The 12,842-nt window shown below is 36.7% G+C and carries 18 protein-coding genes; 8 read left to right on the top strand and 10 right to left on the bottom strand.

Annotated features, from left to right (window positions below; all coding sequences use genetic code 11):
• Positions 1 to 148: 148 nt before the first annotated feature.
• From ACE1TI_RS20755 to ACE1TI_RS20740, 4 genes are all read left to right on the top strand, one after another.
• A complete protein-coding gene (locus ACE1TI_RS20755) occupies positions 149 to 409 on the top strand; it encodes a hypothetical protein (protein WP_375009433.1) in 261 nt (86 codons plus the stop codon).
• 335 nt (positions 410 to 744) lie between these two features.
• The gene (locus ACE1TI_RS20750; RefSeq protein ID WP_375009432.1) at positions 745 to 945 is read left to right on the top strand and encodes a hypothetical protein; all 201 of its coding nucleotides are present in this window, start codon (positions 745 to 747) and stop codon (positions 943 to 945) included.
• 155 nt (positions 946 to 1,100) lie between these two features.
• Positions 1,101 to 1,652, top strand: coding sequence for a hypothetical protein (locus ACE1TI_RS20745; protein ID WP_375009431.1), 552 nt, complete (start codon positions 1,101 to 1,103; stop codon positions 1,650 to 1,652).
• A gap of 48 nt (positions 1,653 to 1,700) precedes the next feature.
• Entirely contained in the window at positions 1,701 to 1,901 is a 201-nt protein-coding gene (locus ACE1TI_RS20740) for a hypothetical protein (protein WP_375009430.1), read from the top strand.
• Between the two features lie 690 nt (positions 1,902 to 2,591).
• Here ACE1TI_RS20740 and ACE1TI_RS20735 read toward each other — a convergent pair.
• Entirely contained in the window at positions 2,592 to 3,023 is a 432-nt protein-coding gene (locus tag ACE1TI_RS20735; protein ID WP_375009429.1) for a tyrosine-type recombinase/integrase, read from the bottom strand.
• 258 nt (positions 3,024 to 3,281) lie between these two features.
• Between ACE1TI_RS20735 and ACE1TI_RS20730 the strand changes: the two genes are divergently transcribed.
• From ACE1TI_RS20730 to ACE1TI_RS20720, 3 genes are all read left to right on the top strand, one after another.
• Entirely contained in the window at positions 3,282 to 4,316 is a 1,035-nt protein-coding gene (locus ACE1TI_RS20730) for a radical SAM protein (RefSeq protein WP_375009428.1), read from the top strand.
• Entirely contained in the window at positions 4,313 to 5,515 is a 1,203-nt protein-coding gene (locus tag ACE1TI_RS20725; RefSeq protein ID WP_375009427.1) for an MATE family efflux transporter, read from the top strand. The genes ACE1TI_RS20730 and ACE1TI_RS20725 overlap by 4 nt, the downstream gene beginning before the upstream one ends.
• A 469-nt stretch (positions 5,516 to 5,984) precedes the next feature.
• The gene (locus ACE1TI_RS20720) at positions 5,985 to 6,521 is read left to right on the top strand and encodes a GNAT family N-acetyltransferase (protein ID WP_375009426.1); all 537 of its coding nucleotides are present in this window, start codon (positions 5,985 to 5,987) and stop codon (positions 6,519 to 6,521) included.
• Positions 6,522 to 6,921: 400 nt separating this feature from the next.
• Here ACE1TI_RS20720 and ACE1TI_RS20715 read toward each other — a convergent pair whose 3' ends face one another.
• The 9 genes from ACE1TI_RS20715 to ACE1TI_RS20675 all read right to left on the bottom strand — a co-directional run bounded on the left by ACE1TI_RS20715 (position 6,922) and on the right by ACE1TI_RS20675 (position 11,709).
• Positions 6,922 to 7,410, bottom strand: coding sequence for a hypothetical protein (locus tag ACE1TI_RS20715; RefSeq protein ID WP_375009425.1), 489 nt, complete (start codon positions 7,408 to 7,410; stop codon positions 6,922 to 6,924).
• A 108-nt stretch (positions 7,411 to 7,518) separates the two neighbouring features.
• Positions 7,519 to 7,749, bottom strand: coding sequence for a hypothetical protein (locus tag ACE1TI_RS20710; protein WP_375009424.1), 231 nt, complete (start codon positions 7,747 to 7,749; stop codon positions 7,519 to 7,521).
• Positions 7,746 to 8,339, bottom strand: a complete 594-nt coding sequence (locus ACE1TI_RS20705) for a tyrosine-type recombinase/integrase (protein WP_375009423.1) — start codon at positions 8,337 to 8,339, stop codon at positions 7,746 to 7,748. The genes ACE1TI_RS20710 and ACE1TI_RS20705 overlap by 4 nt, the downstream gene beginning before the upstream one ends.
• Before the next feature lie 273 nt (positions 8,340 to 8,612).
• Positions 8,613 to 9,068: a DUF4306 domain-containing protein gene (locus tag ACE1TI_RS20700; RefSeq protein WP_375009434.1), complete on the bottom strand. Its 456-nt coding sequence runs from the start codon at positions 9,066 to 9,068 to the stop codon at positions 8,613 to 8,615.
• 162 nt (positions 9,069 to 9,230) lie between these two features.
• The gene (locus ACE1TI_RS20695; RefSeq protein ID WP_375009422.1) at positions 9,231 to 9,458 is read right to left on the bottom strand and encodes a hypothetical protein; all 228 of its coding nucleotides are present in this window, start codon (positions 9,456 to 9,458) and stop codon (positions 9,231 to 9,233) included.
• On the bottom strand, positions 9,449 to 9,757 hold the full coding sequence (locus ACE1TI_RS20690; RefSeq protein WP_375009421.1) for a hypothetical protein: 309 nt from the start codon (positions 9,755 to 9,757) through the stop codon (positions 9,449 to 9,451). The genes ACE1TI_RS20695 and ACE1TI_RS20690 overlap by 10 nt, the downstream gene beginning before the upstream one ends.
• 388 nt (positions 9,758 to 10,145) lie before the next feature.
• Entirely contained in the window at positions 10,146 to 10,772 is a 627-nt protein-coding gene (locus ACE1TI_RS20685; RefSeq protein WP_375009420.1) for a hypothetical protein, read from the bottom strand.
• Between the two features lie 240 nt (positions 10,773 to 11,012).
• A complete protein-coding gene (locus ACE1TI_RS20680; protein WP_375009419.1) occupies positions 11,013 to 11,324 on the bottom strand; it encodes a type II toxin-antitoxin system mRNA interferase toxin, RelE/StbE family in 312 nt (103 codons plus the stop codon).
• A complete protein-coding gene (locus tag ACE1TI_RS20675; protein WP_375009418.1) occupies positions 11,317 to 11,709 on the bottom strand; it encodes an AbrB/MazE/SpoVT family DNA-binding domain-containing protein in 393 nt (130 codons plus the stop codon). The genes ACE1TI_RS20680 and ACE1TI_RS20675 overlap by 8 nt, the downstream gene beginning before the upstream one ends.
• A 395-nt stretch (positions 11,710 to 12,104) precedes the next feature.
• Between ACE1TI_RS20675 and ACE1TI_RS20670 the strand changes: the two genes are divergently transcribed.
• A complete protein-coding gene (locus tag ACE1TI_RS20670; protein ID WP_375009417.1) occupies positions 12,105 to 12,800 on the top strand; it encodes a hypothetical protein in 696 nt (231 codons plus the stop codon).
• Positions 12,801 to 12,842 lie beyond the last annotated feature (42 nt).

Below are 12,842 nucleotides of genomic sequence, written 5' to 3'. Positions count from 1 at the left end.
CAAGAACAGAAACTGGAAGCCCTATAATAAGATAAGCAGGAAAAGTAAACACTAAGACGACACCAAACATAACCATCCAGTTTGACTGTGGCTGCATAATAAGGTGGGCTATACCAAATATCACTCCAAGCTCCTTGGACATCCTCATGTGTTGGATACCGTAAAAGAAGATGCTTACAGAATTGCCTTGAAATTGCCTCGTCACATGAATAAAGATCATTGGAACAGCTTAGACCATACCCTGATAGACTTTGCTTACATCGAAGGGGAGAAGAGTACTCCTCAATACTTCAAATCTATCTTCGAAGATAGATATAACCAGTATGCTCAGGTGCGGAAAGAGAAAGAAAGGGAAAAACAACTTCCTGTATACCCTAATATAGATTGGTTAGGGGTCAGTAAGGAATGATGCTCCCATTCTTAAGGGCAATCCCGCCTCTTAAAGAAATAGAAGCAGCCAGGAAAGCCCCCTTCCTTTCTCTTTATTAATACAACGAATATTGTATTAATAAGCTACTTGTGTTGTGTTAAAGGGATGTTGGCATGTAAAAGAAGAAATCAAGGAGCAGTCTTTCTCGTTGAATCCAGAAGGCAAACCATTCATTTTGTGCTTTGGAATGTTCAAGGAATCTGGGAAGCTATGTGAAATGGGTATGCTATCATAAACAACTGAGTTCTCTTACATAGAAAAAGAGGAACAGGCTACTAATGGCCAGTTATATAACGAAATGGAGGTAGAGTAGAATGGCTAAAAATAAAAATAAACAGGTGTACGGTTATGAATCAAAAATTGGGGAAGAAGTTGCTATTTATTTTTTGGACGGGAAAGTACTGCGAGGGAAGTTAATAAAGGTGTTTCAGTACGATATGTTGCTAGAAGTAACGAAAGAAGATCAACCTATAGAAGTGAACGTGTTTAAGGGTTCTGTGAAATATATTATTTAAAAAGACACGGACGACCCCCCGGGGTGATTTCGTGTTTAGCTCCTCTCTAAAAAAAGTAGTAGCTAAACAACACCATTCCATTTATGTATCTTTTATTAATACAACAATCATTGTATAATGAAAACAATAATTGTTGTATTAAAGGGTGTGTTGGCATGAAAATGTATAGCGTGGAAGAGGCTTTTGACGTATTAAAATCCTATAAAATCACGACACACATCGAGAGTGTACGACGATGGCTGCGTAATGGGACCATTCAAGGGGAACCACCTCGTTCACGTAAAGAAGGATGGCGGATTAGCGAGGAGGATCTTTACGCCTTTATCCGAGATAGGTCTCCAGACCAGATTTTTGGATCTAGTAAAACAACAAATGTTGCAAAAAAGGAGATCAAGGAGCAGGCTCGCGCGGAAATGTGGTGGGAAGTGATTCAAAGGAATATATTTGAGGATTTTATTGAGCTGAAAAAGACACGCATCCAGGAATGTGTGCAGCACAGAGGGTATTCCAAATCCTTTGAAAAGCATGTATGGGAAGAAGTCTCTCAGCACAAACGAGGATACAAGACTCCGCGTATCCCGTATTTACTGGATGCCTTCCTTTACAATGGGGAGCGCATCCTTATGGACCAGGATTTTGAAGATAAAGAGGAGCGCATTTTATTTGCATTAATCGAACACGTAAGAAAAAAGAGGGTTCAAAATTAAACGGAACGGATGGAATATTGGCTGAACAATTGTGGGATGTTTCTAAGAATGAAGAAGCCTGAAGGCTGGCTTATTTTGCTGAAGCAAAATAATGCAGATAGCCATAAGAGTTTTAATAAAACATTTGTTGTGTTGATATTTCATTTTCCTCTCAACATAAAGGTTTCTTTCATGGTTTCTTTTAAGGGCCAGATGATGGTTTTGTTGTCTATTGGCCTGATTGGGTCTCCCTACCTCACGATTGGATAAACGTGATGGGTGCTGCATGCCGTGACCGTCCTGGCGAATGATCACGGCAGTCCAGGTATTCCTCCCGTGATCATTCGCCAGGACTAGAGGTATATAATCCACGTACCGGTACGAAATGGAACATAACAAGTGAGGTAGGGGTGGGTAGGTAGTGAAGCATTAGGTAGGATTAGTGTGAGTGTGGGTGCGGGGAGGGTAGAGTGTAAGTAGTAGATAGAGTTAGATAGGTGGATATATAGTGGGAGAGATTATTTAAGGGTGGAGTATTAAGTTAGAATTAGCTGTTGAATTTTATTGAAAGCAGGATATAGGTAGGTTTATATGAAGGGCTAGGACTTAAAGAATCCGATTTATTAGGGTTACCGGGGGAAAGCAATTGCAAAAAATTGTAACCATTAACGTAATGGCATAATTATGTTGAGAGACATATGCTTCTCTTACAATAAAATCGTGCGTAGGAGGAATTAACGTGGAGGAAGTTATTTCATATTTAAGAACATCTCAATAAAAAAGGTGAGCAGTGGAAAAACAGTAAAGATAAAGAACTGATGCGTGATTGTCTCGCGTTAGTCGAAGCAATAAATACAACACTTAAAAAGGAGTATATGGAAAACAAATAACCAGATATTACTTACGTTCTTTGATGCACATTTCGAATTTTACACTTAAATAGAAGAAAAGATACTTTGTTCAACAAACGGGGTCTCGATGGAAATCTATACTTGGGATGACGATTATCAAGGAAAAATCATGGTTGAGGATGTTGCCAGTTGTTTCATCCAAATAGGGGTAGAACCAGCAACTGTCGGTTAACCCGCAAAGTAGTTTACTTAAATTGGAAGTGTGATTTTCCGGACTTTGTACTGGAAAATCATCAATCACCTGATTATAGCCATCCTGTGTCTCTGTAATCGCCAATTTTGAGTAAACCTCAAGAGATTGACGGTTGCTGTGACCGGAGTACGGTTGGATGAGCGCATCGTCTATGCCTTTTTTCTTCAGCCAGGTAAAAAGAAAAAGGCGAAGTTTATGCGGGGAAATCGATTGTTCCATTTTAACTAGATCCGAGTATTTTTTTCCATGAGGACTGAACAAATAGGTAGCCCCACGGAACGTCACCATTGGCATACCTGTAAAGTATAAAGTTGTTGTGTACTTTTTTATTTAACATAAAACAATTTTATCAATTATTCAAAAACTTATCACTTTTTAATATTTTCCTTTTTATGGATATGTGTTACCGTTTTAGTGAGAGCTTTATAAGGAGGTGTAGATTATGAGGAATAGCCATCATGAATATCGTTAATATACACATAGGGTAAATGAAGCAGCCGCTATCTTTTTATAGGATGGCGGCTGTAGAAAAGAGGAGGAATGTTTGTGAAGTCTTTAAATATAGTAGCACTAGAAATACTTGAAGGGTGTAATCTATTCTGTGATTTTTGTGTTAGAAACGCTTTAAATAATTTAACTAATAAAGTATCTACGGAGAACTTTGAAAAATTTTTAAATATGTTAAAAGAATTTCCTGAAAAACCAGACATAGCTTTGACTGGTGGAGAACCATTTCTTCAAAAGGGACTACAAGATATTATCAAAAAGGCAGATGAACATGGTTTTGGATTTTCCATAACAACTAATGCAACAATTAAAAATAAAGAGGTTATTAACTTCTGTAAAGAATCTGATTACTTTAAGCACTTTATTATTTCTATAGATAGCTGTAAACCTGATGTTCATGACAGTATTCGAGGGCCTAAAGCGTTCGCCAGATCCATGAATTTTATAGATTATATTAAAGATGAAGGCGTGCCTTTTGGGATCAATATGACTGTAAGTGATACAAACTGTTATGATGTTGATGAAACAATAAAATTTGCACACGATATTGGTGCCAAAGATATTTCCGTGGCTACCGTTAAACCTAACGGCCGGGGCGAAGCAACTTTTAACCTTGATAAACTTAACTTCGTATCAAAACAAATATTAGATAATAAAGGTTTAATTAGTGATAACTTTAAGCTTTGGGCTACTGAAGTAACTTTTTTTCTTTACGATATGGAAACATATAGAGAGGACATAGATAATGGATCAACAGGTAGTTGCTCATTTGCTAGTTCCACCCTGCACGTTCGAGCAAATGGCGATATTTTAGGTTGTACCGCATGCGAAGATATAATACTAGGAAATGTTTTTGACAATGAAGATTCAAATTATTTAAAGGATATTTGGGAAAATAGTAATATTTTAAACGATGTTAGGTCAAAAGAAAAATTAAATGGGATTTGTCAGACATGTGATTTTAAAGATTTTTGTGGAGGATGCAGATGTAGGGCTCATGGAGTTAACGGAGATTTATTTGGTGATGATCCGTATTGTCCTATAGTTATAAAAAAAGAACTTGTAACATCATGAAAAGAATGTTAGGTTTTGTAACACCCGTATGGCTAGCAATGATGGTAAACTCTTTGCAAGGGATAACTGATTTTACTTTTTTGAATACAATATCTAATGATTATCTAACAGTTGTTGGGGTAGCTTATATTCCTTTTACACTAATTATTTCTTTAATCATTGGATTAGGTATAGAATCTAATAGAAACCAAGCCAATAATTCTCCTTTAAACTTTTGGTACATAACTTCCTTCGCCTTAGCGTCAGCATTTATCTTAGTATTAATAGCTCAGTTATTTGCTGACCTATTTTTATTTTTTGCATTGGAAAGTCCATTATACCCACAAATTAAAACGTATTTTCAAATTATATGTTTTTCGATTATACCTACATCTTTATTATTTATTTGTACTGGGATTTTAAGAGGAAATGGACTTACGAAGAAAACTTTAAAGTTTAGTATAATGGCTGTCGTATTCAACTTGATTTTTGATTACCTTTTTATAACCGTGAATCTTTTTGGAAATCCATTATTGGGTTGTGGAATCGCTACTGTTTTGGCAGACTCTTTAGTTGCACTAATTTATATACTATATTTTATGAAAAATAAATTAATCCAAGTAGAACATATGAACATTTTAAAATTTATAAATAATGCCACCACTAATTCACTAGAAAAACTCTTATCTTCTTCAACTTTACAGTTGATATCGAGTATTTTCATTGTGAAATTGAGTGTTTCCTCAGCTACTATTTTTTTCGTACTTGAAAGATATTTTGCACCTCTCTTGCTTTTTTCTCATGGTTACTTTGAGTGGATAGTTTATTCTCGATCAAAGGGTATTAAAAGTAAAATAACTATTTATCCGCTATATTTTTTATTGCTTTTAATTTACGGAAGTATTATAGTGAAAATTTTAGATTTTAATCAATTAGGTATAAATTATGCTTTTGTATATATAATTTATCTCACTTCATTTTTGTTGGAACGCTCAGTAGTAGCAAATTTTTTTGCTAGTGAGATGGGTAAAATCGTAAACTACGTAGTGTTTGCGAAAAACCTAATATTTGTATTATCACTTTTTTTACTCACCTTTATAGACAAATTAACGCTTCTATCTTTCGGCTACGCAAACTTAATTTTTACATTGATAGAAGTTATTATTTTATCTGCTATCTTAAGATATGGGGAAGCAAGTGAGTACAAAAAAGCGTCTTAGCTCTACAGTGTCTAAATCATTGTTTATGGGGGTAATCAAACACGTGTAAAAATGGGACTTATTAAAGTAAACCGGATTAACCCCTGAATTTGGACACAAGCTCTCTTTTACTAGGATATTCAAACTTTTTCTCTTCTTTTGCCATGAGATAGGGAGGATACCATATGTTGGCTTATTATCCCCCTAACACATTGGACACGAAAGATTGCTTTATATGGAGAAGCATGATAGGCTACTGACCCACGGCAAATCGTACTAGTTCTTTCTCAAAATTTGCGTCTTGGCCGTTACTTCATGCTTAACGGAGGCTCCATATCAAGCAGCTGTAGTTAATTTAATGTATCCAAACAAAGGGGTTAATCCGTTAGGATAAAAAAGATAAAGTTGTTTACTTTTTAAAATGTTCTTTATCATTATTCACTAACGGGGCTACTAACCTAAAGCAAAGTTTAATGAAAGGAATTGGGCAATGAATATAGTCGAACTTAAAAATGGGTCAAAAGCTGTTATTCGTGAAGCGATTCCGGATGATGCTCTCCAATTACTAGATATTCAATTCTCTATAGCGGGAGAAAATCGTTACATGGTGACCCAATCTAATGAATTTAATTTGACGACTACAGAGGAGAAACAACGAATTCAAGAGGATCTTAATAGACCTGGAAATATGTTATTAGTTGCTGAAATCAACGATGAAATCATCGGTTTTGTTAGTATCAGGAACGAATCAAAAAAGCGGAAAGCTCATGTCGGAGCACTGGGTATTTTTATTCAAAAGGAATGGCGCGAAACAAGTGTGGGCAGTACGTTAATGGATGTAATTCTCAAATGGGCAAAAAACAATCCATTAATTGAAAAAGTTGGGCTTGCTGTTTTTTCGAATAATGAGCGTGCAATTCATTTGTACAAAAAACTTGGGTTCGTCGAGGAAGGGCGTCGGATAAAAGAATTGAAATTTAATAAAGAGGAGTACATCGATGAAATTTTAATGTACAAGTTTGTCTAAAAAAGTTGCACTATTCTTGGACTATTGGGTGCCTTTAGTAGAACTTTATTTTTACTTAACACCATACCGAGGAAAAAAAGAGAGCACGGAACGATCTAATTCATCGGGGAAGGTTGGGGCTTTACGTTAAAAAAACTTTATTTGTAATGAACACAAGTAATTACGGACGCTTTCGCGCACGGTGACGGGGTTGCATCCTATATCCTGGAGTTACTCCAACAGCAATTTTTTAATAAAATACCACCACAGTATTGGTTCATAATCTTGGGGTTCCTCTAATTCTCCAGTGAAATAGATTAGTATTTTCCAATTTAGTAATCCACTCTGCTGGTTATGGGAAAGTTGCTGGTTCTACCCCAAATAGAAATTAGATTCTTATATTTGAAGAAGTTTATGTTCATCATCCCTCATGATTGGAACGTTTTTTCTTAACAAAAAGGTTTTCCCAATCGATGGAAGCCATTTTTTCCTCTACGTAAGCTCTTTGTTCTGGGGTTTCCTCTTTTTTTATCATGAAATGATTTACGACTGTGGTAAAAGCTTTGGCCATCTCGTCAGGCACGCCGTATTCTGTCCTTTTTATTTCCGGAGGATGTGGTGGGTGAAACTGAGCAAGAAGCTCACGTGCTAATTCTTTTGCTTCTCGGCGTGCATGGGGGTGCTTTTGAATCTTTTTTAAAGCAGTAAACACTTCTCTCTTCCACTGGACCATTTCTGCAGCATATTGGCCTCTCGTTTCATCATCCGCAGCGAGCAAGTACCACACCAGGTAATTTCGTACACGACGGTCTGTTTTTGCTAACTGTATTAATTTGTCTACATCTGTTTCATCATAAGCCAGGAAGACGCTTTGGTAAAACATTGCTTCACGAAAGCTGGATAGATCCATCCTATTCCTCTCCTATTCATTAGCATAAATGTAGCAAAGTGCTGGTGTTCCTGCTGTGGGATGCCTTTAAGATGCCGCAAGTGATGATAAAGTTTGCCTTTATAAAAATTATTCCGACGAATTCCTCAACATAAGATCAGCTGAACGTTGCGCGGTCTCTATTTGATGTTTAGCTCGTTTGGAATAACGTTCTAGGACGGTATGGGCTGCTTCTTGGATGGAGCATTGCTGGAGCCTCGCCATGTTTTCTAGTGTTCTTGCCGTTTCTTTGGATACTTCGATTTCTATTTTCATTTCTTTCTTCTCCTCCATTTGATCGTTGCTTTCGTTTTTTTTCAAAGTTTGAAGCCTTCCAGACTTTCCTGAATCTCATCCTGAGTGATTCCAATGTATCGTTTGGTGATGCTTGGGGCGGAATGATTCAGAATATCGGCCAGTTTCATAATGTCTTTTGTGCGCCGGTAGTAGTGATACCCAAAGGTTTTCCGCATCGTATGGGTACCGATATCCTGGCGTCCGATCCAGTCGCCGGCATCCCTGAGCATTCTGTAAACCTGTGTGGTTGTCATTGGTTTATTCCCTTTTTGAGAAAGAAACAAATACTCCCCGTTGTCTTTTCCCTCCACGTAACGATCGATTTCTTCTTTTAGTCCGGACAGTATCACTTTTCGGGGTTTGTCGGTTTTCCCTTCCCGAATGAGCATCATATCTTTTCCTTTTACGTCTCTGACTGTTAATTGGACGATATCGGAAACCCGAAGCCCGGTATTAATCCCAAAGGTAAACAGAAATAGATCCCGTTCGGCTAAGACCAATCGTTTTGGCTTGGCTTTATTTCCGCGTTTAATGGCCAGTTTCATTTCTTTGATTTCCTCTGTGGTCCGGAGAGGTTCCACTTGAATAATCCCTTCTTGTTGGGAGGTTTTCATCGGATGTCACGCCCTTTTTAAAATGTACGGTTATGTATGATAGGCGGCAGAACAATACATTTTACACTCATTATAATAGAAAACCCCTGATAAAACAACAAAATAAATGTACGCTTTTATCCAAAAGCGTATATTTTAACATTATAAAATCCTTTCTATTCTTTGAGATCCTTCTTTAAATTTTTCATCTCTTCTCTGTCTTGTTTAATTTCCTCTACGAGATTGTTATTGTTGTCGTAAACTTCAACTATATATTCGTCAGATTCAACGTTATCATCTTTGGTGAAATTTTATAAAACTTTTCAATCGAGGTCCAATTAAAAAAATGGTCCCGATGATTAAGCACGAAGTTAATAAAATCTTCCCCCCAATTGTGGAGCTATTTAAAAATAATATACAAACCGCAAAATAAAAAAGCCCCAGGATACCTCTTATAATTTTTCCAAGTTTCAAAGAGTTCCTATTTATAAGGAAGGTTACCAAAAACAAGATATATGCTAGACTAAACGTCATTAAAAGTGGAAAAATAGGCTTAAATTTTGCAGCATATACAAAATGGTCTAACACATGTATGTCGTCTTTGCTTCTAATTACATTTCCATTTAGGTTAGAGAAAAATGTAGATCGGTTCCATTCAAAAGTCTTATAAAATATCTCGCTTCCCTCATACCAGGCACAAATTGTAGCAAATATAAAAAGGACAGAGGCCAGTGCAAGCTGTACGATCATGCTTATAGACATAGATGCCCCCTTATCTTTGATAATATCAGAAATTCAAAGACATAAATCACTTATTAGTATATAGAGATCTTTTGTAGTATTGGAAATATATGAAGAGGTTTCATGTATAATGAAAGCCCCCTTCTTTATTAGAAGAGAGCTTCTTTCTTGTTAATAATTGTAATATACGCTACCTCCGACGAGCTCTACCGTGCCAGCCCCTTCATTAATAAATCTAAATTTATGTTGGGTATCGGGTTTAGCTAATCGGTCCACTGGAAATGTTACCCACCCTGCTACATCTTCCACCATTATTTTGCCAAGGTATTCATCATCCCAAGTGTAAACTTCTATACCGAAGCGCTCGGCTCGTGTTCTTGATTCCGCATCTAGAGCCACGGATTATAAAAGAGTTTCCCACTGTCTATCCATACATAATTGCTAAATATAGTTTCGCCGTATGTATATGTTGATTGTAAGGTTGATTCGGTTGATAATTGGTTGCTAAACTCTTCCTTCTGCTTTTTCATTTCTTCCCTATTTTGTTTGATTTCCTCTATGAAATTATCATTTTGATCGTAGACTTCCACTATGTACTCGTCAGATTCAGCAGTGTTATCCTCTTGGGCATGCAGCGTCGAACTAAAAAACAAAAGAGTAGTCGCGAATAGGAAACTTAACATAACCTTAAATCTCATAATAACCCTCCTACGAAAAAATAAAAGATTAATAGAATAACATGTGGGAGCTGTCTAATAAGCCGAATCTCTCCTCTTTTATAGAAACATAATACCATTACATACAAAAGTTTTCAAATATGTAAATAATTTGAAAATTGATTTGCTGGGGCGACTTTGTTTTATGTTTATTTATCCTTCTCCTTCTCCTTCTCCTTTACATTTTTTTGCAACAAGCAGAGGACGCGAAATGCATGAACTCCGTTACCTGTATGCTCAAATGGATTCGCGCGGTATCCATGGAAAAAACATTGTTTGCTGAAGTGAAAATGATCATTAATCGTATACATAGTGACTGAGAAACTGCTTCGATCATTGGGATCTAGTGCATATCTACGTATGGCTGAAGTTATTTCCAAAACTCATACCATTTTTTCCTGTTCTGGTTATGGTCTTGAATAACTTGACGAACGTCTTCAATAGACAGGGTACTCCATTCACGGTCGTTCATGCTGTTTACCTTATTTGTGACGGTTTCCATACTAGTGTGAACAGATTCTAATTCCTTTCTCGTGGCTGCAACTTCATGAGATGTACTAGTAGTAATCTCGTTTAGGTCAGTTAATTTAGACCTCAACCGGATATTTTCTTCTTTTGTTTCGCTAAGTTCTTGCTGAACAGATTCTAGTTTGCTGTTCATCTCATTGATAGATTCCATGAACGCTGCGCGCATCTCATGAAGGGCTGTAGCAACATCTACACTCTGCCTTGATTTCGTCTGTTCATCGACAACATCAATAGTCATGACTGATATGTGGGCTAGTTCCTCGTCCACTTCATCACGACTGTAATTCTCATGATATAAGCGTCTTATCTCACTTAAGATAGGCAGTGATTCACGATGTGTGCGGTAAGAATTCCCTTGTTTTTTAAATTTTAAGTAATGGCCGTGTATGCGTAAGTATCGATTAACTGTGTTCAAAGGGATATCTGTTCGTTTACTTACTTCTTGGGAAGAGAGCCATTCTTTTTGCATTATTTCACCTCTAACCAGCCTGTTTATTTATTGTTCATTCGCTAACTATTTATATTTATTTCTTCTCTTACAGGGTTTTCACCTTTTTTCTCATGAACAGTTTACATTACAATTCATGTAAAGTTCATGTTTGAATAGGTTAGGCACCGGCACCCAGTAAATAATCAAGCAAGTCATTTTAATTGGGGGGGCTTGTCCAATAAAAAAAGAGTCACTTCTTTATTAAGAAAGAGACTCTTTCTATAATCCTAAATACCGTTTTAATTCTGGATAAAAGTTTTCCCTTGTTCCGATCATGACTACTAATATCAACTCTCCGTTTTCATCCTCTTCTAAGGTGTAACAAATTCTATAACTCGTCCTCACATGCTTCACATCTAAACAGGAGTATCCTTTCAAATCCCCTTTTTTTGCTTCTCCAATTAGAGGGTCTTCCTGCAGGCTATAAATGGCATCATTTATTCTTTCGTACAATGTTTTATCCGATTTTCTGATTTTTCTCAGGTCTTTTCTAGCTTTTTTACTGAGTTTCAGGGGCAAAAGGTCACTCATCTTCGTCTTCGTCCTCCAAAGCGTCTAAATATTCGTCGAGACTTCCTGTAACAGTAGGTTGCTCCATGGTTTCCTGTTTCAAATAATCAAGCGCTTTCGGTATATTTGACTTTATTCTTGTAAATTCCTCTATTAATTGATTTCCTTCATACCCCTGACTGATGAGGTCCCTTAAAATATCTTCGGAGAAATCAATGACTTCGGGATCGGCGGGGCGAATGATGATCTCTTTTCCCGTAAACTCCAAGAATGCTTCATCCTCTAAATTCAACGCTTCGTGGTACTCCTTCGGAATGTTAATCTGTCTTTGTCTTGACACTTTTACGCGGCGCACTGATTTACCATTTTTCATGGAAAATCTTCCCTTCTCCATTGTAGTTACCATTAAGTTATGCCCTCCTCACATAAAAGTATTCTTTATTTCTTTAAAAATTTATTTCTTTATTATTTTGTCATTTTCATTGTACCACCTGGTTGGAATTTGTAAACAATGGAGGGGTGGTTTTAACGAATAATGCTAGTTATTATTGAAAAGGATTGTCCGAAAAGATAGAATAATAGACAAAAAGAAAAGAGGAAAGTGCTACCAACACTTTCCTCCGGGGTTTCTCACTTCTCAAGAACAACCAATCCACAAAGTGAAAAACCATTTGTATTGAATATTGAAAACCTAGTTGAGCCTAGTATATAAAAAATCGTTGGGCTTATCAATACATATGGTGCATCTTTTTAGAAACGAGAAGTGAAAAACCCCTACCTACCATGCAGGAAGGGGTTTTTATGTTGTTTTTAATTGTAGATCAAAAGTTTAGACAGGTTCAATCCATAAAAGCACTAGACATGACAGTAAGAGAAAGAAGAGAAATGAAAGATGATTTTGTTACCAGAATAAAGGAAACGGTGGCGATAAGATGGGGCAGGGCGAAGAAACTATTATCTGTGATTGATGAAATCATTTATATGGCAACCGATAGAGGGTACAGTTTCAATGGCAGGGAAACACTGGCTAAGAAATTAGATGTGTCCCTTGCAACAGTTGATAAGGCCCTAATGGTATTAAAGCAGTCAGGGGAGGTCTTTGTAGCTTATAGGCACAACCCTCACTCGAATGGATACAAGACACCTGTCATTTTCCTAAAAAGACATAAGCATTTTACATATTGGAAAGAGTTGTTAGGAATGGCAGAAAACAAAGTAGAAAACAAAGTAGAAAACAAGCAGAATGACTGGGGCAGTAAGGATGAAGATGTAAAAAAAGTTTCCACCTTATATTTACCTCAAAAACATATAAAACAAGATATATATAATAAGTCTTTCTTTCAAAAAGCACTGGAAGTAACGAAAGAGATGTTAAATAGAAAGAGCTTTATGAGTAGGGATCAGGAAACCGCCAAAAGGAGACAAAACAGCGGAAAAAAGTTTCGTACCGAAGGACATGGAATTTCCCCTCCTTTTTACTGCCCTTTTCATGATTAATATAGCCATGCAGTAATCGCGTCCATAGCTTAATTACATACC

Source organism: Alteribacillus sp. JSM 102045 (assembly GCF_041949975.1).
In the GTDB taxonomy this organism is placed as follows: Bacteria; Bacillota; Bacilli; order Bacillales; family Marinococcaceae; genus Alteribacillus.
The sequence above is the reverse complement of the archived record's forward strand: the minus strand, read 5'-3'. Positions and strand labels throughout refer to the sequence as shown.